The 19,418-nt window shown below is 64.1% G+C and carries 17 protein-coding genes and 1 tRNA gene; 12 read left to right on the top strand and 6 right to left on the bottom strand.

The window, feature by feature from the left end; all coding sequences use genetic code 11:
- Positions 1 to 84 precede the first annotated feature (84 nt).
- Positions 85 to 1,263, bottom strand: coding sequence for an inorganic phosphate transporter (locus ACMGFL_RS04285; protein WP_436934299.1), 1,179 nt, complete (start codon positions 1,261 to 1,263; stop codon positions 85 to 87).
- Positions 1,264 to 1,423: 160 nt separating this feature from the next.
- Here ACMGFL_RS04285 and ACMGFL_RS04290 point away from each other — a divergent pair, with 160 nt between their 5' ends.
- Positions 1,424 to 2,467: a PAS domain-containing sensor histidine kinase gene (locus tag ACMGFL_RS04290; RefSeq protein WP_436934300.1), complete on the top strand. Its 1,044-nt coding sequence runs from the start codon at positions 1,424 to 1,426 to the stop codon at positions 2,465 to 2,467.
- A 122-nt stretch (positions 2,468 to 2,589) separates the two neighbouring features.
- The gene (locus ACMGFL_RS04295; protein ID WP_436934301.1) at positions 2,590 to 2,727 is read left to right on the top strand and encodes a hypothetical protein; all 138 of its coding nucleotides are present in this window, start codon (positions 2,590 to 2,592) and stop codon (positions 2,725 to 2,727) included.
- A gap of 104 nt (positions 2,728 to 2,831) precedes the next feature.
- Here the strand turns inward: ACMGFL_RS04295 and ACMGFL_RS04300 are convergent, their stop codons facing one another.
- Both ACMGFL_RS04300 and ACMGFL_RS04305 read right to left on the bottom strand, forming a co-directional pair.
- Entirely contained in the window at positions 2,832 to 3,416 is a 585-nt protein-coding gene (locus ACMGFL_RS04300; protein ID WP_436934302.1) for an NADPH-dependent FMN reductase, read from the bottom strand.
- A 74-nt stretch (positions 3,417 to 3,490) separates the two neighbouring features.
- Positions 3,491 to 4,414, bottom strand: a complete 924-nt coding sequence (locus ACMGFL_RS04305) for a winged helix-turn-helix domain-containing protein (protein ID WP_436934303.1) — start codon at positions 4,412 to 4,414, stop codon at positions 3,491 to 3,493.
- 155 nt (positions 4,415 to 4,569) lie between these two features.
- Between ACMGFL_RS04305 and ACMGFL_RS04310 the strand changes: the two genes are divergently transcribed.
- The 8 genes from ACMGFL_RS04310 (at position 4,570) to ACMGFL_RS04345 (ending at position 15,722) form a co-directional block, all read left to right on the top strand.
- Entirely contained in the window at positions 4,570 to 6,033 is a 1,464-nt protein-coding gene (locus ACMGFL_RS04310; RefSeq protein ID WP_436934304.1) for an NADH-ubiquinone oxidoreductase-F iron-sulfur binding region domain-containing protein, read from the top strand.
- Entirely contained in the window at positions 6,030 to 6,959 is a 930-nt protein-coding gene (locus tag ACMGFL_RS04315; RefSeq protein WP_436934305.1) for a 2Fe-2S iron-sulfur cluster-binding protein, read from the top strand. Before ACMGFL_RS04310 ends, ACMGFL_RS04315 begins: the two co-directional genes overlap by 4 nt.
- Positions 6,956 to 9,256, top strand: a complete 2,301-nt coding sequence (fdhF, locus tag ACMGFL_RS04320; RefSeq protein WP_436934306.1) for a formate dehydrogenase subunit alpha — start codon at positions 6,956 to 6,958, stop codon at positions 9,254 to 9,256. The genes ACMGFL_RS04315 and fdhF overlap by 4 nt, the downstream gene beginning before the upstream one ends.
- Positions 9,256 to 9,852 carry a hypothetical protein gene (locus ACMGFL_RS04325; RefSeq protein ID WP_436934307.1) on the top strand — a complete coding sequence of 199 codons (597 nt, stop codon included), beginning with the start codon at positions 9,256 to 9,258 and terminating at the stop codon, positions 9,850 to 9,852. Before fdhF ends, ACMGFL_RS04325 begins: the two co-directional genes overlap by 1 nt.
- Positions 9,849 to 11,816 carry a molybdopterin oxidoreductase family protein gene (locus ACMGFL_RS04330; protein ID WP_436934308.1) on the top strand — a complete coding sequence of 656 codons (1,968 nt, stop codon included), beginning with the start codon at positions 9,849 to 9,851 and terminating at the stop codon, positions 11,814 to 11,816. The genes ACMGFL_RS04325 and ACMGFL_RS04330 overlap by 4 nt, the downstream gene beginning before the upstream one ends.
- Positions 11,817 to 11,953: 137 nt before the next feature.
- Positions 11,954 to 12,583 (top strand): molybdenum cofactor guanylyltransferase, encoded by a 630-nt coding sequence (gene mobA / locus ACMGFL_RS04335; RefSeq protein WP_436934309.1) that lies wholly within the window; start codon positions 11,954 to 11,956, stop codon positions 12,581 to 12,583.
- A 59-nt stretch (positions 12,584 to 12,642) separates the two neighbouring features.
- Positions 12,643 to 13,854, top strand: a complete 1,212-nt coding sequence (locus ACMGFL_RS04340) for a molybdopterin molybdotransferase MoeA (RefSeq protein ID WP_436934310.1) — start codon at positions 12,643 to 12,645, stop codon at positions 13,852 to 13,854.
- Complete coding sequence (locus ACMGFL_RS04345) at positions 13,851 to 15,722, top strand: molybdopterin biosynthesis protein (protein WP_436934311.1); 1,872 nt, start codon at positions 13,851 to 13,853, stop codon at positions 15,720 to 15,722. Before ACMGFL_RS04340 ends, ACMGFL_RS04345 begins: the two co-directional genes overlap by 4 nt.
- 346 nt (positions 15,723 to 16,068) lie before the next feature.
- Here ACMGFL_RS04345 and ACMGFL_RS04350 read toward each other — a convergent pair.
- Both ACMGFL_RS04350 and ACMGFL_RS04355 read right to left on the bottom strand, forming a co-directional pair.
- A tRNA-Val gene (locus ACMGFL_RS04350) sits at positions 16,069 to 16,142 on the bottom strand.
- 46 nt (positions 16,143 to 16,188) lie between these two features.
- On the bottom strand, positions 16,189 to 16,680 hold the full coding sequence (locus ACMGFL_RS04355) for a cupin domain-containing protein (protein WP_436934312.1): 492 nt from the start codon (positions 16,678 to 16,680) through the stop codon (positions 16,189 to 16,191).
- Between the two features lie 185 nt (positions 16,681 to 16,865).
- On the opposite strand from ACMGFL_RS04355, the gene ACMGFL_RS04360 reads away from it, so the two are divergent.
- Positions 16,866 to 18,812: an ABC transporter ATP-binding protein gene (locus ACMGFL_RS04360; RefSeq protein ID WP_436934313.1), complete on the top strand. Its 1,947-nt coding sequence runs from the start codon at positions 16,866 to 16,868 to the stop codon at positions 18,810 to 18,812.
- An 86-nt stretch (positions 18,813 to 18,898) separates the two neighbouring features.
- On the top strand, positions 18,899 to 19,186 hold the full coding sequence (locus ACMGFL_RS04365) for a hypothetical protein (protein WP_436934314.1): 288 nt from the start codon (positions 18,899 to 18,901) through the stop codon (positions 19,184 to 19,186).
- Position 19,187: 1 nt separating this feature from the next.
- On the opposite strand, the gene ACMGFL_RS04370 is transcribed toward ACMGFL_RS04365, so the two are convergent.
- A complete protein-coding gene (locus ACMGFL_RS04370) occupies positions 19,188 to 19,418 on the bottom strand; it encodes a hypothetical protein (RefSeq protein WP_436934315.1) in 231 nt (76 codons plus the stop codon).

Here is a 19,418-nt window from a genome sequence, read left to right on the forward strand (position 1 = left end):
GTTCGTCTCTTTTCGAGACTGATCGAGTTGGACAGCCGGAACCCTCCGCCAGTGGACGTTCAGTATCGCCCTGAACAGGCAGTATCAGAACCCGAAGATTGGGACGAACGTGAACGTGAGATAAGCGCCGACCGTCGCGATGAGCGGGACGACGTTTTGCATGACGACCACCCGGGCGGTCGTCGACGGGTTGAACAGTTCGTTCGCGGCGGGAATCTCTTCCGGTTCTTCTTCACCGATCGCTGGGAGTTCCTCGCCCTCCTCGTCGCTGGCCAGCGAACCGACCGAGACCGGCACCGATTTTTCGCCGCGAACCCGGTCTGCGACGGTCGTCGTTCGTGTCGCGCGCCCCCACCCGAGTCCGATGATGCTCATCGTGGCGATGATGACGAAACTCGCCGGGATCCCGATCGCAGAGAGGATGATGACGATGGTCGCGCTCACAGTCGCGACGATGATGGCGGCGGTCAGCGGCAGCGACGTGAGGTCGTTCCCGAGGGTTTCGAGCGTCCGGCGGCCGATCGTAAAGGCACCGACCGAGACGGCGACCGACCCCATGATGATGCCGACGTTTATGTCCAGGTCGCCGCTGCCGACGAGCGGCGCGATCGCATTCGCGATGTTCGAGGTTCCCGAGGAAAACGCCATCAAGCAGCCGATCGTTCCGATGACGGCCACGCCAGCCAGCTCACGGCGCGTCGTGTTTGGCCCTGAGGCCGGTCGCGGAACGACCCCCGAGCGGTCGAATTCGATGAGCTTTCCCTCCGATTGCACCAGCGCAATCCGGCGGTTCAGTCGAGCGTAGAAGTAGCGACCGATGACACCCGAGACCCAGAACGCGATGATCGGTGCGACGATCCACCAGGTGACGATCTGTCCCATCACGATCCAGTTGAGTTCGCCAGCCGCGACGCCCAGCCCCGCAATTGCACCGACTGCTGTCATCGACGTCGAGGCGGGAACGCCAGCCGTGTTGCCGATAAACAACGCCCCACCGATGAAAAACAGGACGGTGACGTTCGCTTCGATCGAGAAAATCGCCGTGTCCGTCACGAGTTCTGTCCCGAGCGTATCGACGACCCGACGGCCGATAGTCCACGCGCCGACGAAAAAGAAAATCGACATCAGGCCAGCGGCGACCGCCTTCGAGATCGCACCGGCCCCGACTGCCGGGCCAAACGCTGGCCCGGTCGTCGACCCACCGATGTTGTATCCGACGAAACAGGCGACAGCCAGGCCAACCCAGAGTAACAATTCGCTCACGGTCGCACGTCGGCCCCGTTCAACTTAAGATTTGCAATTGTCGGGTTCACGCACGCACCGCTCGTTCTGACACGACAACATGTAATAAACCACCCAAAAATAAATTAAACCCCTATGAGGTAGTTGTGCACACAACAGGGTGTTGTGCGGGGGAGCACAGATGGTACAGGATCGAACTGTGGATCTGGGTCAGCAGGCCGATGGGACGTACGAACAACTGATAGAGCATGCCTCGGATCCGCTCTTTATCGTCGACTCGGGGGGTGCCATCGAACGTGTCAACGAACCGTTCTTGCGCCTGTCTGGATACGAACGATCCGAACTTGTTGGAACGCGGATCAGCGCACTGATCCACGAGAGCGAGCGGGAGAAGTGGAGCCGTCGCGTTCATCTGCTTCGGCACGACGAGACGGCGGATTCGGAGACGTGGGCCACCTGTCTGGAGACGAAAAACGGCACCGGGATCCCGGTCGAATTCGAGTTCACCCTCGTCGAACCTGAGGGAGCGGTCGTCGGGTCCGCCCAGGATACGCGCAAGCAACGCAACCAGCAGATAAACGTCCTGAACCGGACGCTTCGCCACGACATCCGCAACCGGATGAATCTCATTCTGCTTCACGCGAAGACGCTCAAGGAAGTCGACCAGCCCCAGTATCAGACAGCAGCCGACAAAATTGAGGAAGTGGCCGAGGAAATCGTCACGCTCAGCGACAAAGCGCGTAAGGCACAGAAGTATCTCGAAGCGCCGCCCGACGCCGATTGCAGCATCGATCTGGTCAGTGTCACCGAGACGATTGCCGAGAAGTTCGAGATCAAGCATCCGAACGTCACCATCGAGACGGATCTGCCTCCCCGTGCACAGGCACGCGCACCTCCCGCGTTCGATGTCGCGCTCACAGAGGTCATCGAGAACGCGATTGTGCACCATCCGACCGGTGCTGGTCCCGTCTCGGTCGAAATCGTCGAAGACGACGACACCTACCGCGTTCGCGTGCTCGACGAGTGCGATCCGATCTCCTCGGAGACGATTACCGCGCTGAAAGCTGGAAACGAAAACCCGCTGCAACACGCCGAGGGACTCGGTCTCTGGATCACACAGTGGGTCGTCGACGCCGTCGGTGCACAACTCCAGTTCGCGCGGCGGGCTAACGGTGACGGCAACGCCGTTACGCTCGTGTTCGATACCATCTCCTCGGGCCGATAGCGAGCGGTTCGACAGGTACTTGTACTCGCTTGACGGTAACATATCGTATAGGTGTGTCTCTGCTCGGCCGGGGGGCCGACAATAGTAATCATTAATAGTGTACGTTACGAACAGCGAAGTGTATGTACGAGTTCAACTGCGACGTGTGTGGTCGAGTCGGATTCCACCCGTCACGGGTCGCGGCACAGACGATGGCGAAAGCCCACATCGAGGAGACCGGCCACACCGTCGAAGTGGTTGAGTTCGAGGGCGTCTCGTAGCGGTCGGCCACCCCACGCTGGGCACCGCATTTTCTGCCCGGGTACAGTAGTTTACGGCTTGTTTTCCGGTCTGTGACTTCGATCAATCTCGCTTCGACAGCGTGTCAATCTGCCGTGGAAACCGTACAGGCAGGGACTGCCTCTGGATACGATTCGACGCCTGCGTATTCGACGAGATCTGTTCCGAGCGTCTCGACACGATCGAGCAGACTCTCATCCGTCAACTGTCCACCCTCGAAGGCGTCGTGTGCGTTCGGGATTGCGACCTGATGTGGGAGCACCCACGCGTCCAGTGCACGAGCGACCGAGCGGAGGTGTTCCAGTGCAGGGGTCGGAAATCCGCCTCCAGAGACGACGAGCAGGCCCACCGTCGTCTCCTCGAACTCGTCGAACCCACAGTAATCGAGTGCTGTCTTCAGCGTCGACGAGTACGACCCGTGATACATCGGTGTCCCCAGCAGAACTGCATCTGCGTCCTGTACGCGCTGACGGAGGGTCTCCGCGTCGCCAGCATCGGTTTGGTCTGGATCGAACACCGGCAGGTCCAGTTCGGTCAGGTCGAGAAGTTCTGTCGTTGCACCGCGTGTTTCTGCTGCTGTGAGGGTCTGCTCGAGCGCACTGCGTGTGTGGCTTCCGTCGCGCTGACTGCCACAGAGTGCGACGACATGTTTGCTATCAGTTACGTTCATCGGTGATAGAATACCACGGACGGTTTCCAGTTAAAGACTTGGTGAATTGAGTTCCAGTAAAATAGCGTATGTTTTCACTCGCCGTGGCTCGCGGTCACGGTGAGCGTCTCGTCGACGACGAACGTCAGTGGTTTGTCGGTATCTACGATGGCGACTTCGGCGTGCACTGGATCCGCCTGCACGCTGACCGCCGCTTCGTCGACGACGAAGCCGAGACTCCACAGCGGTCGGTCGCGGATGCGGATGTCGGCGTCGTGGAGCCGTGCTGTGACCGCCGGCCGCGTCAGGAGAACGACCCCGGCGGGGATGAAACTGTAGAAGCTACAGTGCTCGCAATCGACCGAGACGAGCACGGGGTGGTTGCGCGCGAAATACTCATCGTAGCGCTCCAGTTGTTCGATGACGCCGATACAGGTCCCCTGATCGGTGACACTGCTTGCGAGTTCGCGCTCGACCCGGCCAGCACAGAACGGGCACACGCCGTCGAGCGCACATGACCAGACGAGTCGCGTCCGCCGGTCGAACGCCTCGACGACGGCGCTCGGGTCTCTGCTTGCGGTGCCGCCGGGGTCGAAGGGCCACTCCAGCGCGCGGTTCCCGCAGTCTGGACACCGGACCCGGGCGATGAAATCCGTCCCGTACTCGAAGGCGAGCGACGACCCACACTCCCGACAGGTCTCGTCGAGTTCAGTCGGCCCGACGGTGGCCTGCTCGTGAAAGACGCCGCTCTGGATCGCATCCAGCACGCGGTGACCGGGGTACTGGAGTTCGTAGCCACTGTCGGTTTCGGCGACGAAGTGGTCCTGCAGTTCCGAGAGATGATAGGTGAAACTCCCGGAATCGCGTTCGTTCACCGCCTTGCGGAGGTCCGAGAACGACAGCGAAAACTCGGGTGCCTCCCACAGTGCGAGCAGGATTTCGAGTCGGAGGTCGTGACCGAGCGTCTTGAACGCCGATTCGGCGTCGGTCACGACGCCATCTTCCTCCCTGTTGCTCATGCGTACCACCCCGTGCTGTTCGATATAAAAATTGGCCATCGCTTTTCGGGTCGCCTGTCCAAACCAGCGACCACGGACGACCTGATCGCACTCCCCTCGGTGCTCCCGGGAGTTTATTAGCGTCGCTCCAGTGAGTCTACGTGACACGATATCAGATGACATCTACACGATCTGTGATACGGGTTTCTGCAGGCGCGGACGCCGCACCGCTGGCCGAGAGAGCGACGACCTCGTGGGAGATACGCGAGGTCGGACCGACCGGCTACGCGGCGCTCGAACCGCTCGTCTGTCTCACCCGCGGCAGCGAGACGGCACTCTACAGGCAGTGTTCCAGCAGTCGAATGAAAACGATCGCAGCAGCCTGTCTGGAGAGCGGCGATATCGCCGGTGCCGGACCACGCGCAGTCGCCGACCACGACCCGGACCCTGCGGGCTTTCCCCCGTCGGACGTCTTCCCGGGAGTCAGCGCTGTCCTCGGCGGCTGTGGCTGGCGTCGGCCCACGAGCGTCGACGACCACGAGCGCGCTGGCGGGTTCGTCGACCCACCGACTGCGGACGTGTTCGACACCGGTGACAGCCTGCTGGGCCGTGGCTGGAGCGACTGGGCACACGACGAACCGGTCGTCGATTCCTGGGAACAGGCCACGGCGGCGGACGGACGTCCCACGGTGGTGGTCAACGGTCACGACACCCCGGCGGATCGCCTGTTGCTCGAAAGCGCCCCGTTCGAGGCCCTCGACGGCGCGAACGCGCTCGCGCGAGCGGTCGACGCCGAACGCGTCGTGGTCTATTGCTCCGAGGCCGACGAGCGCGCGCTCGACGTCGCGACCGAAGCCGTCGACCTCTTCCCCGACCCGGCCGCGCCGATGGATATCGTCGCCGGGGAGGACGTCTACCGAGCGGGGGAGCCGACGATGGCAATCGAAGACATCGAGGGGAACCACCGCCTCGAAGCCCGCCGCCGACCGCCCGGGCCGCCTGTGTTCGGTCTCGACGGCCAGCCGACGCTGGTTCACACGCCCCGGACGATGGCACACCTCGCCGTCTCGCTCCGCGGGGAGGTCCCTCGAACGCGCGTCGTCACCGTCGAGGGGGACGTCGACGCGACGGCGACGCTCGAACTGCCCGAATCGGCGACACTCGACGACGCCATCGACGCCGTCGGTGTCGACGGGCAGTTCAAAGCCGCTTGCGTCGGCGGACGATTCGGGGGGCTGACCGACTCGCTCGCGACCACACTCGACCCCGAGTCGCTCACAGCGGCCGGTCTCGGAACGGACGGAATCATCAACGTCCTCTCGGAGGATCAGTGTCTGCTCTCCTTTATCGGCAAGCGGGCGTCGTTCGGCGCGGACGCAAACTGCGGGCGGTGTGTCCCCTGTCGTGAGGGGACGACACAACTCGCGGAACTGCTCCGTGACGTCTACGACGGCCAGTACGACAGAGCGACGATCGATGAACTGACCGACGTGATGGCGACGACGAGCCTCTGTGCGTTCGGCGTCGCCGCCGCACGGCCCGTCGAAACTGCACTCGCAACGTTCGAGAGCGAAATCGAAGCACACGCAGACGGACGCTGTCCGGCAGGCACCTGTTCGGACCCCATGGAGGCACGATGAGTCTCGACCACACCACCGACGCACCACCGCTGACAGAACGTATCGCACCGGGCACCGCGACTGACCCGCCAGTCGAGACGGGAGCAACCGACGGCGACGTGACCGTCACCGTCGACGGCGACGAGGTGACTGTCCCCGCCGGAAGCACGCTGCTCGACGCCATCGAAGCGACCGACACCGACGAAACGGTTCCCGCGCTGTGTCACTATGGGCGAGAGGGGATCGGTCATCGGTCGGAGTGTCGCACCTGCATGGTCGAGACGGAGCGTGCGGGCGTCGTCCCCTCGTGCAGTCGCTCGGCCCGCGACGGCGACGTGGTCAGCACTGACACAGACGACGCGGCGACCGCCCGCAGCGTCAATCTCGACCTCGTTCTCTCTGACCACAACCTGCGCTGTACGACCTGCGGAAAGAACGGCCGCTGTGAGCTACAGGACGCAGCAATCGACCAGGACGTCGACGAACCGCGCTACGGCGTCCTCGACGACCGCGACGCCTACGAACCGCTCGACGACTCCTCGTCGTTCATCCAGATCGACCGCAACAAGTGCATCCTCTGTAACCGTTGTGTCGAGGCCTGCAACGACGTGCAGGTCGAGGGCGTCCTCCGGATGGAGGGCAGCGGCACGGACACCAGGATTGGCTTCCAGAGCGACGCCGAGACGATGGACGACTCGACCTGCGTCTCCTGTGGCCACTGCGCGACGGTCTGTCCGACCGGTGCGCTCGTCGAGAAGGGCATCGAGGACGCGACCACCATTCCGCTGCCCGGATTCACACAGAAAAACAGCATCGGACGGACCTACGAGAGCGAGCACCGCTCGAAGGGGCCGATGACGCCGAAAAAGCGCGACGAGATGCCCGAACAGGCCAAAGGCGAACCAGCCAAGACAGAACGGTCTCCCGAGGGGAGGGAGTGGCCATGAGCGACGAACGTGATGGAACCGTCAGCGGCGTCGCCAACTACATGGAGCGAGCGAAAGAGCAGGCCCTCCAGAACGTCGAACACGTCGCAGAGGGCGTCGCGGCCGAAACCCTCTCCGAGGGGAAACTCTTCGAGATTGCACAGTCAATTGGCGACAAACGTCTCGAAGAGCTGAACGTCGCCGATACGACCTGTGGCTACTGCGCCGTCGGCTGTCGGTTCGACCTGTACTCCGACGGCGAGGAGATTCTCGCTGCCCGCCCGACCGAGGCGGAGGATGCCCCGATAAACGGCATCTCCACCTGTGTCAAGGGCAAGTTCGGCTACGACTTCATCAACTCCGACGACCGACTGACGGAACCGCTCGTCAGAGACGAGAACGGTCAGTTCCGCACGGCATCCTGGAACGAGGCCCTGCAGCGAGTTGTCGACGGTCTCGGCGAAATTAGAGACGACCACGGCGGCGAGTCGCTCGCCCTGATCGCCTCCTCGAAGGCGACCAACGAGGAGAACTACCTGATGGGCAAGTTCGCCCGGCAGGTGCTCGGCACGAACAGCGTCGACAACTGCAACCGGCTCTGCCACTCCTCGACGGTCGCCGGACTGGCGCGCACCTATGGCTACGGGGCGGCATCGGTCAGCGTCAGGGATCTGGAACAGACCGACTGCTATCTGCTGACCGGGTCGAACACGACCGAGGCCCATCCTGTTCTCGCCACGCGGATCAAACAGAACGTCCGCGACGGTGCCGACCTGCTCGTGTTCGACCCTCGCGAGATACAGATCGCCGAGTACGCAACCCAGTACAGTCAGATCAAGCCGGGCTACGACGCGGCGTGGATAAACGGCATCACGCGACATCTAATCGAAAACGACCTGTACGACGAGGAGTTCGTCGCACAGCGAACGACGGGATTCGAGGACGTCAAAGAATCTGTGCAGGAGTTCACCCCCGAGCGCGTCGAGGAGATAACCGGCCTCCCGCCCGCGGAAATCGCCTCTGCTGCCGAAACGATCGCTGCGGCCGACACCTGCGTCTTCGGGTGGACGCTCGGACTGACCGAACACTCACACGGCACCGAGAACGTCATCGCGATGGCGAACCTCGCGGCCATCACCGGCAACCTCGGCAAACCCGGAACGGGCGTCTCCCCGTTCCGCGGGCAGAACAACGTCCAGGGCGGCGGCGGCGACATGGGGCCGCTCCCGGACAACTTCCCCGGCTATCAGGACATCGCTGACGGCGAGATTCGGGCGAAGTTCGAGGACGCCTGGGACTGTGACATCTCGCCGGAGTACGGCCATTACACCACGCAGATGTTTCTCGCCGCCGACCGGAACGACGTTCGCGGAATGTACATTATCGGCGAGAACGCGGCTCTCTCGGAACCGGGGATCACCCACGCTGGCGAGGTGCTCGAAGACCTCTATTTCCTCGTCGTGCAGGACCTCTTCCTCAACGAGACGGCCGAGTACGCCGACGTCGTCCTGCCAGCCTGCTCCTTCGTCGAGAAGACGGGCACGTTCACCAACACCGACAGGACGGTGCAGATGGTCAAGCAGGTGATGGAGCCAAAGGGCAACTCGCGGCCGGACTGGAAGATTCTGCAGGACCTGGCAAATCGCATGGGCCGGGAGTGGAACTACGCCTCCACTGCCGATATCATGGAGGAGGTCAACTCGCTGACGCCGATCTACGGCGGCGTGACACACGAGCGCGTCGACGCCGAGGGCGGCCTCCAGTGGCCCTGCTGGGACGAGGACCACCCGGGCACGACGCGCCTGTACGAGGAGGAGTTCAACACCGAAGACGGAAAGGCGAATCTGGAGGGTGTCGGGTTCAGCGAACCCGCAGAGACCCCCGACGAGACGTACCCGCTCACGCTGACGACCGGACGGGTGCTCTACCAGTACCACACGGGGACGATGACCCACCGCGAGGAGGGGATCATGGAGTACACGCCGAGTGACTTTGTCGAGATCAACCCCGAGACGGCGGATACCCACGGTATCGAGGGAGGCGACATGGTGACGGTCACCTCACGGCGCGGCGAGATCACCGTCCCGGCGCAGGTCACCGACCGCGTCGGAGCCGATACCGTCTTCGTCCCGATCCACTTCGCCGAGAGCGCCGTCAACCGCCTGACTGACGAGGAACACCTCGACCCGGACGCCGCGACGCCGGAGTACAAGGTCTCGGCCGTTCGCATCGAGCCAGCAGACCAGGCGGGACAGAACACCACGGACGGCACGCGTCCAGACAGTGAACCCGGAGAGCCAGCGGAGGGTGACGACTGATGGCCGAGCCGACCTCCTCGCACCCCGAGGACGCCACGCTCGGCGGTGCGTCGGCGGAGACCGAACCCGGCGAGCGGGCGCTCCGGGAGGCGCTCGGGAAACACGGCGACCGACTCGCGGAGGCGGTGGAGGCGACCGACGAAGTCGACGACCTGCTCGCGACCGCCATCCTGATCGTCGCGAGCGCCGACGAGGCGGAAGTCGAGAACGTCACCGAATCGCTCGCTGCGCTGGTCGAAGCTGGCGACGGACTCCTCACCGACGACACCGCTGATCTCGCGGCGACGGTCGGGGAGAGCGCGGCGGATCTGGACGATGCGCTCGCGCTCTTGCTCGATCTCCAGCAGTCCGGCGACCTTGAAGACCTGCTGGAGACCGCTCGCGTCCTCGCCGTCCTCGACATCGACGAGGAGACGGCACAGGGGCTGAACCGGCTTCTGGGTGCCGTCGGCGAGGCCGAACGGTCGATTCAGGACGAGTCCGAGAGCGGACTGCTCGATTCGCTCCGCTCGCTCGGAGGCAAGGAGGTTCGCGACGGCGTCCGGTTCCTGGTCGAGTTGCTCCGGGGACTCGGCGATAGCTCGAACGGGAAATGAGCGACCAGAGGGCGGACCTCGACCCGGAGGAGACCGAGTCAGATACGGTCTGTCCGCGCTGTGCCGTCGGCTGTCGACTCGAACGGGGCGAGGAGGATCGAGCGGTCGGCCACAGCGGCCCGGTGAACCGAAACGGCCGCCTCTGTGCGAGCGGGATCCGGGCCTTCGAGCAAGACGGCGAACGACTCACACAGCCACAGGTTCGCCGCGACGGTGAACTCGTCGCGACATCGTGGGAGCGAGCGTATCGCCGCATCGTCGACGCACTCACTGCGATTTGCAACCGTGCCGGGCCGGACGCGCTCGCCTTTCTCGGCGCGCCCCAGTGTACGAACGAGGAGAACTACCTCCTGCAGAAACTGGCTCGGGTTCTCGGAACCAACAACGTCGACAACCGGTCACGGCTGTGTCACGCCGAAACCGCCGCGACACTCAGCGAGCGCGCGGGATGGCCCGCGTCGACGAACAGCCTCGACGACCTGCGCGAGGCGGAGACGATTCTCGTCGTCGGGGCCGACCCGGCCGCCCGCCAGCCAGTCGCGTTCAACTCTTCCGTCCGCCCGACGGTCGACGACGGCGCGACGCTCGTTCATATCGACCCGGTGGGATCGGAGACGACGCGACTCGCCGACATTCACGTCTCCCCTCGGCCCGACACGGACGCGCTCGTCTGTGACCTCCTGAGCGCCCTGACCTACGAACGGGATGCCTTCGACGCCGAGTTCCTCGCGGCGCGGACGAACGGAAGCGAGCGGTTCCTGGCGGATCTCGACGCCTTCGATACTGCGGCGGCCGCCGACGTCGCTGGCGTCGATCTCGACCGACTCAGAGACGTTGCGACCGCAATCGAGGGCAGTCGAACGGCGGCGATAACCGGAACCGGGATCGAGGGCGGTCCGGAGACGGTCAGCGCGCCCGATGCGCTGTTCAACCTGCTCGCGCTCACCGGGAATCTCGGTGCGCCCGGGACCGGCCTGCACGTGTTTCGCGGCCTCGTCAACGAACAGGGGGCGACCGACGCTGGCTGTGTGCCGGACAGACTCCCCGGACATCAGCCAGTCGACGACTCGGCCGTCCGCGAGCGGTTCGCACGCGAGTGGGGAGTCGGACCGCCCGAGTCCCCCGGACGTTCGGCCGACGAGGCACTTGCGGCCTTCGGCAAGGAAATTCGCGCTGCAGTCGTTGTCGGCGAGAACCCAGCCGTCTCGAAGCACGACAGCGCGTGGCTCGAACAGCGATTCGACGGCCTGGAGACCCTGGTCGTTCTCGACATCGCGGCGAGCGAGACGACGGCACACGCCGACGTGGTGTTGCCAGCGGCGCGACTGCTCGAAAAGCGGGGCACGGTGACGAATCTCGACCGACAGATACAGCCGCTCACGCCGGTCGAATCACTGCCACAGGGCGCACGGTCCGACTTCCGGATCCTGCGCGAACTCGGCGCGCGACTCGCCGAACGGACGCGGGGCGCTGGCGACCAGTTTGAGGGGCTGACTCCACAGTCTGCCCATCGGGAACTGAGTCGGCTCACCCCGATATTCGAGTGGTCGGCGCTCGAATGCGGGTCGAGCTATCGCTGGCCGGGCGGCGAGGCTGTCCTGTACCGGGAGCGGTTCGCCACCTCGGACGGCAAGACGTCGCTGACGACAGTTCAGCCGGTCGTCGCCGCCCCGGAGTCGGACGAACTCCGACTCGTCGTCAGCGGTCGAGCGGGCGGCGACCGGCAGTCCGACGAGACCGTACGACTCCACCCGGACGAGGCCGCCGAGCGCGATATCGAACGCGGCGACCGGGTCGTCCTCTCGAACTCGGAGACGTTCGTCACGGGACGGGCCGAACCGAACGGGGACGTTCGACCCGGCACGGTCGCTCTCCATGCGACGCTTGCCGACCCGCTGCTCAGAGGCGACGAGGATACCGTCAGCGTCGAGTCCGTTGCGTCTGCCTCCAGCGGGCCTTCGTAGCATCGCCTCCTTGGTCTCGTGGCCTCCGTTCTCGCCGTCTTTCTCCAGTCTCGGTAAATCGACGCCATGATCAAACGGCGACTCGACTAATCATCCACGACGCAACCGTCTTGACGCTCGTCGGCCAACGAGTGGGCATGCAAAGTGGCGTCGTCGTCGCGGGCGGGTACTCGACTCGCTTCGGCGAGGCTGACAAGGCGCTCGCACCGCTCGCCGGAACGCCGATGGTACAGCACGTCGTGGAGCGACTCGCGTCTGTCGTGGACGAGGTGGTCGTCAACTGTCGGGACGACCAGCGCCCCGCGATCAGGGAGGCGATGGCTGACTGCCCCTGTGACGTTCGCTACGCTATCGACGAGAAGCCTGGTCGGGGGCCGGTCGCCGGGATCAGGACCGGACTCGCGGTCGCTGACGGGGCGTACGCGTTCGTCGTCGCTTGCGACATGCCCTTCCTCGACCCGGATCTGGTGTCGTATCTGTTCGAGCGGGCACAGGGTGTCGACGCGGCCGTGCCACGCATCGATGACTCGCTCCAACCGCTCCACGGTGTCTATCGCGTCTCCGAGACCAGAAGTGCCTGTGCCGAACTCGATGAGAATGGCAAAGAGAGCGACCCGTCGATGCGTCGATTGATCGCGGCACTCGACCACGTGGTCGTCGAACAGGAGGACATCGAAGCGTACGGATCGACCGAGAGCGTCGAGAACGTCAACACGCAGGCGGATCTGGTCGCGGCGCGACAGCGACTGGGCGACGAAAGCCAGTGACCAACTCGAATCCATCCGACCGTTTTTACCCTCTGCTCTCGTTTGGCAAACCATCGCACATGGCCGACGCACACACGCCGTTCAAATCGCGTACGTCGTTGGCCGACGCACGCGAGCGGCTACACGAAATCGTCGACCCACACGGGCGGACGGAGACGGTCGAACTCGCGGCGGCCGACGGTCGAATCGTCGCAGAGACGGTGACTGCAGGCCGGAACGTTCCGCACTATCCCCGGGCCGCGATGGACGGCTACGCGGTCAGGGCCGCGGACACCTTCGGTGCCGGGGATCGGAGTCCGCGCCCGCTCCAGATCGCTGACCCGCCGGTAGCGTCCGGCGAGTGTGCACAGGTTCATACCGGGAGCGCACTTCCGGAAGGCGCGGATGCGGTCGTCATCGTCGAAGACGTCGATGTATTCGAGGACGAAATCGAGGTGTTTCGGGCGGTCGGGGAGCGTGAGAACGTGGCACCAACTGGCGAGGACGTCGAGTGCGGCCAGACGCTGTTCGAGCCGGGTCGTCGGCTCGACCCCCCGGATCTCGGATTGCTCAGGTCGGTCGGCCGGGAGACGGTGTCGGTCTTCGAGCGACCCACCGTCGCGGTCGTTCCGACCGGGGAGGAACTCGTCGAGACGTCGCCCGAACCGGGCGAGACGGTCGAAACGAACGGGTTGACGGTCACCCAGTACGCGCGTCGCTGGGGTGGGGAGCCACTCCGTCACGACATCGCCCCTGACGACGAGGTGGAACTGGCTGATTCGATCCGTGGAGCGCTCGACGCTGACATCGTCGTGACTACGGGTGGCTCTTCGGTCGGCAAACGCGACCTGCTTCCAGCGGTCGTCTCTGAGCTGGGCGACCTTCGCGTTCGCGGCGTCGGCATCAAGCCAGGCCATCCCGTCGCACTCGGTGTCGTCGAGGACACGCCGGTGGTGCTGTTGCCGGGCTATCCGGTCTCCTGCCTCGTCAACGCAGTGCAGTTTCTCCGCCCGGCGATCACGTGGAGTGTGGGCGCGTCCCTCGATCCGCTCCCAACCGTCGACGCGCGACTCGCCGAGAAAATCCACAGCGAACCGGGGATCCGGTCGTTCGTTCGCGTTCGGACCGAGACTGACGGCGACGAGCGCGTGGCGTCTGTCGTCAGGGCTGGCGGCGCGTCCGTCCTGTCGAGTGTCACGCGCGCCGACGGCTGGGTCGTCGTTCCCGAACACAGCGAGGGAATCGCCACCGGAGAGCCTGTCACTGTCGAACGCTGGAGGTGGACGCCGTGAGAAAGGAGTTCCGCGACCTGACACCGCCGGATGCGGCCCGCGAGTTGGTCGACGCGTTCGACCTCGACACTGGAATCGAGCACGTCCCACTCGAAGCGGCGCACGGGCACGTTCTCGCCGAGCGCATCGATGCGGCCATCGACGTTCCCGGATTCGACCGCTCGAACGTCGACGGCTACGCCGTCCGGGCGCGCGACACGTTCGGTGTCGACGAGACTGCGCCAGCCACACTCACCGTCGTGGAGACGATCGACGCTGGCGTCCGACCGGACGTGACCATCGAATCCGGGCAGGCAGCACAGGTTGCGACCGGAGCGGTCGTCCCCGAGGGCGCGGATGCGGTGGTGATGGTCGAGCGCACCGAACGCGACGGCGAAACAGTACTCGTCCGAACCGCTGTCGCGCCGGGCGAGGGGGTGATGATCGCCGGAAGTGACGTCGCTGCGGGCGACCTTGCGCTCGGTCCGGGAACGCGGCTCACGCCCCGTGAGATCGGTCTGCTGTCTGCGACCGGGGTCGACGAGATTCCGGTCAGACAGCCCCCTCGGGTCGCGGTTATCTCGACCGGGGACGAACTTGTCTCCCCCGGCGAGTCCATCGACAGCGACGCCGGTGAGATCTACGACGTCAACAGCTACACGATCGGAACCAGCGTTGCGGAGACTGGCTGTGAGTCAGTGTACTACCAACACGTTGACGACGGCGCAGAGATAGCCCGCACACTCACCGACGCCGCGCAGGAGTGTGACCTCGTACTCACCTCGGGGTCGACGAGTGCCGGTGCGACAGACCAGATCTATCGACTCGTCGAGGAGCACGGCGAGTTGCAGTGTCACGGCGTCGCGGTCAAGCCCGGCAAGCCGATGCTCGTCGGGCGATTCGACGGGACGCCCTTCGTCGGCTTGCCCGGCTTTCCCGTCTCTGCACTGACGATCTTTCGGGTGTTCGTCGCCCCGACGCTCCGGGCGGCCGCCGGTCAGCCACAGACCCAGCGCGGGTCGCTGACGGGGACGATGGCCCGAACCGTGCGATACCGGGAAGGACGAACGCGGTTTCTCCCCGTTGGGCTGGTGACGGACGGGTCGGAGCCGCTCGTCTATCCCGTCGACAAGGGAAGCGGCGCGACGACGAGTCTCGTCGAGGCCGACGGCGTCGTCGAGATCCCACCCGATATCGAACAGATCGACGCCGACGACCGAGTCGAGGTGACGCTGTTCGGTTCGACCACCCCACCAGCACTTCTCGGCGTCGGCGAGGCCGACCCCCTGATCGCACGTCTGCTCGACGGCGTCGAGCGCCCCCGCTATCTGTCTGTCGGCAGCAGAGAGGGGGTGCGGTGGCTCCGAGATGGGATCCCAGATGTTGCGGTCGTGGCTGGCCCGCGAGACTACGACATCGAGGTTGTCGAACTCGGCCGCTGGTCGCGACGCTGGGGACTCGTTGTCCCTGAGTCCAACCCCGAGCACGTCTCGGGACTTGCCGATCTGGTTGACCGTGACCTTCGCTTTGTCAATCGACCCGAGGGATCCGGCCTGCGCGCATCGCTCGATGCGAAAATCGAGTCAGTCGCTGACCGTCGCGGCGTGTCCGTCGACGAAGTTACCGATGCGATCGAAGGATTCGGACTCACGGCTCGCGGCTACGAGAGCCCACCACGGCGCGTCCTCGACCGCACGGCGGACCTGGGGCTGGGACTCGAAGCGACGGCGCGCGAGTTGGGTCTCGGGTTCGTTCCCGTCGACACGCAATCGGTGTCTGTCCTCGGGAATCCGGACCGAATCGACAAGGCAGCGGTCGCGGATTTCCGGTCGCTGTTCCCGCTCGAGGAGGGTGTCTGTGACGGACTTGTGGGGTTCGAAGCGGAGTGAGTGAGGGCTCGGGAGAACTCCTTCTCCCGGCGGTTTCGAACCGCGCCGAGACGTGCTCGCTGCGCTGTGCGCGTCTCGCCTGGTTCGAAAGCCCTCACGAAAGCAGTTGCTACTCACGTTCGTTCGCAGCAAACTGCTATGGGTTCGGGCGGTTTCGAACCTCGGTCGTTCCGCTTTACTCCACTCCCTGCTTCGAAACCGCAGACCCATTCGCTCGTCACGTCCGTTCCTCGCAGAATGGGTTCGGGCGGTTTCGAACCGCGAGGACTTCGCTCCGCTCGTCCTCTGGGCCCGAAACGCGCCCTCTCATCACTATTCGTTGCTCACTTCGTTCGCAACAGAATAGTGGGTTCGGGCGGTTTCGAACCGCCGACCTCGGCCTTGTAAAGGCCGCGTCATAACCAGCTAGACCACGAACCCTATCGGAACCAGTCGACGGCGGGGAATAACATTTACTGTCTGCGCTCTACACGTCCAGCCCGTGCCGCTCGAGGAGTTCGGGGACACTCTCTGGTTTCATCTCGAACTCGAAGGCGTCGTGTAGTTCGGCCAGTTCCCGCGCTTCCGTCTCGTCTGGCTCCCCCTGTTCGGGCAGAATCTCGTCTGCCCGCTCGAAGTACCACGCAAACTCCCCCGGCGCGATGATTTCGAGAAATCGCAGTTGCCCGGACCCTGCGTTCCAGAAGGTGTGCCACACGTCCCGGGCCTTGACTGCGAACTCGCCCGTTTCGACAGTCGACACCGATTCCTCCTCCTGTACGCCCATCGTTCCTTCGAGGATGTACGATAGTTCGTCCTCACACGAGTGTCGATGCAACGGTGCGGCGAGCGTGTTCGGGGGCAGCGTGTGCTCGACGACTGCGACGTCGCTTTCGCCCTCCTCGGGCGCCACTCTCAGTTTCGCGCCGAGGTTTCGGTTGATACCGACCGCGACCGAGTACTTCTCCGCATCTGCCATCTCTGTGAGCGTCTCCGGGAGGGAAACCGAAAATGGTTGTGGTCAGGGTGTTCGCCGACGCCACTCGGTTCCCCCTGCCCTGTGATCAGTTGCACTCTGCCATCCGCTACCGAACCCATCAATATGTCTGTACGTTCTCCCTGACTCGGCAACCCTTTTCAGCGTTCGAGAGCCTAAGAGATGCAATGAGTGGCATCGAGTGGGAGGAAGACGACCCGTTCGAGGAGCAGCGGGACAAGATCGAAAACCCGATGAAGCGGCTGTTCCGCGCGTACGGCGCTCGCTACAAGCTGCAGGTGTCGACTGGCATCATCGCGAGTATCTTCGCGCGCGTTCTGGATTTGCTTCCGCCGGTCATGCTCGGCGTGGCAATCGATGCGGTCATCCGCGAGGAAGTCGGCTACGCGGAGGCGTTTCCCGTCGGCGGCAGTCTGGTCGCACCCATCGCGCCCACCTCACAGACCGGCCAGTTCTGGTTCACAATCTCCATCATCGCCGGGGCCTTCCTGTTCGGCGCGGTCTTTCACTGGCTTCGCAACTGGGGCTTTAACTCCTTTGCCCAGAACATCCAGCACGACGTTCGAACCGACACCTACGACAAGATGCAGCGGCTGAACATGGACTTTTTTGCCGACAAGCAGACCGGCGAGATGATGTCGATTCTCTCGAACGACGTCAACCGACTGGAGCGGTTTCTCAACGACGGGATGAACTCGATGTTCCGGATGGTCGTGATGGTCGTCGCCATCGGCGTCATCCTGTTTTCCTACAACTGGCAACTCGCCCTCGTGGCGATGGTCCCCGTGCCGCTTATCATGCTCTTCACCTACGTCTTCATCAGGATCATCCAGCCGAAATACGCCGAAGTCCGCTCGACGGTCGGCAAGGTCAACTCCCGACTGGAGAACAACCTCGGCGGCATCCAGGTCATCAAGTCGAGCACCACCGAGGAGTACGAGTCAGAGCGCGTCGAGGAAGTCTCCTATGACTACTTCGGGGCGAACTGGGACGCCATTCGCACCCGGATCAAGTTCTTCCCCGGCCTCCGCGTGCTCGCGGGGCTCGGATTCGCGCTGACGTTCATCGTCGGCGGCCTCTGGGCGCTGCAGGATCCGGGAACCGGCGGTCCGGGGCCCTTTACCGGCGACCTGAAGATCGGAACCTTCGTCGTCTTCATCACGCTCACGCAGCGCTTTGTCTGGCCGATGGCCCAGTTCGGACAGGTCATCAACATGTACCAGCGCGCTCGCGCCTCCGCCGCCAGAACCTTCGGGCTGATGGACGAGCCCCACCGCGTCGCAGAGGCGACAGACGCCGAGCACATCGACGTCACCGAGGGAACCGTCACCTACGAAGACGTGTCCTTTGGCTACGACGAGGAGGAACTGCTGCTCGAGGATATCGACTTCGAGGTCGAGGGCGGCGACACCGTCGCACTCGTGGGTCCGACCGGGGCTGGCAAGTCGACGGTGCTGAAACTTCTCTTGCGGATGTACGACGTCGACGAGGGCGCAATCCGTATCGACGGACAGGACGTGCGGAACGTGACACTGCGGAGTCTCCGGGAGTCGATGGGCTACGTCAGCCAGGACACCTTCCTCTTTTTCGGTACTGTCGAGGAGAACATCGCCTACGGCACCTTCGACGCTAGCCGCGAGGCGGTCGTCGAGGCCGCGAAGATGGCCGAGGCACACGGGTTCATCCAGAACCTCCCCGACGGCTACGACACGGAGGTCGGTGAGCGCGGCGTGAAGCTCTCGGGCGGCCAGCGCCAGCGCCTCTCGATAGCGCGAGCGATTCTCAAGGACCCGGATATTCTCATTCTCGACGAGGCCACCAGCGATGTCGACACCGAGACGGAGATGCTCATTCAGCGCTCTATCGACAAACTGGCCGCGGACCGGACGACATTCGCCATCGCACATCGACTCTCCACGATCAAGGACGCAGACCGGATCCTCGTCATCGAGGACGGACAGATCGTCGAGCGGGGCACACACGACGACTTGCTCGACAACGGCGGACTGTACGCCCACCTCTGGGGTGTGCAGGCCGGTGAGATCGACGCACTCCCCGAGGAGTTCATCCAGCGCGCAGCACGACGGCGCGCACAGACGGATGTCGACGACTGATCTGCGGCGGATACAAAAACGTCGAGTGAGTCCCGATTTCGATATAAACCGTTATTAGCCCCCGGGAGTTACACCGCGTCAGACAGATGGATACGACTGACTCCCCGAGCAAATGGGTAGTTATCGCCGGGTTTGCCGTTCTCGCCGTACTCGCAACCGCCGGGACTGTGCTTGTTCTCGGGGGCAGCGTTCAGGAACTCCTGTATGGCCTCGTCGGTGGCGTGGTCACTGCTGGAGTGGTGCTTGGCGTCTACGCATTCGGCTCTCGTCGCGGACAGCCGCACTCTCACGCCGTCGCGTCGGCGGCAGTCGCCTTCGGTACGCTCTTTCTCATCGCACTGGTGTACCGACTCCTCACCGAGTTCGGCGCGTAGATTAGTTGTTCGCAGTCGGGAACCGATACCGATAGGGCTGGTCGCGGATTACTTCGACGTCGCCCGTCTCCTCACGGCGACCGAGCACCGTCGCGATGCGGTGGGCGCTGTCGAACTCCTCTCCGTGGTCTTCGAGCAACCCGAGAATCTCCCGTGCCGTCAGCGGCTCCTCCGCGTCGGCTTCTTCGAGCACCGAACGGATCCGCTCGAACTCGCCACGGCGTATGCGCAT

Source organism: Halovenus marina, assembly GCF_051414115.1.
GTDB classification, from domain to species: Archaea; Halobacteriota; Halobacteria; order Halobacteriales; family Haloarculaceae; genus Halovenus; species Halovenus marina.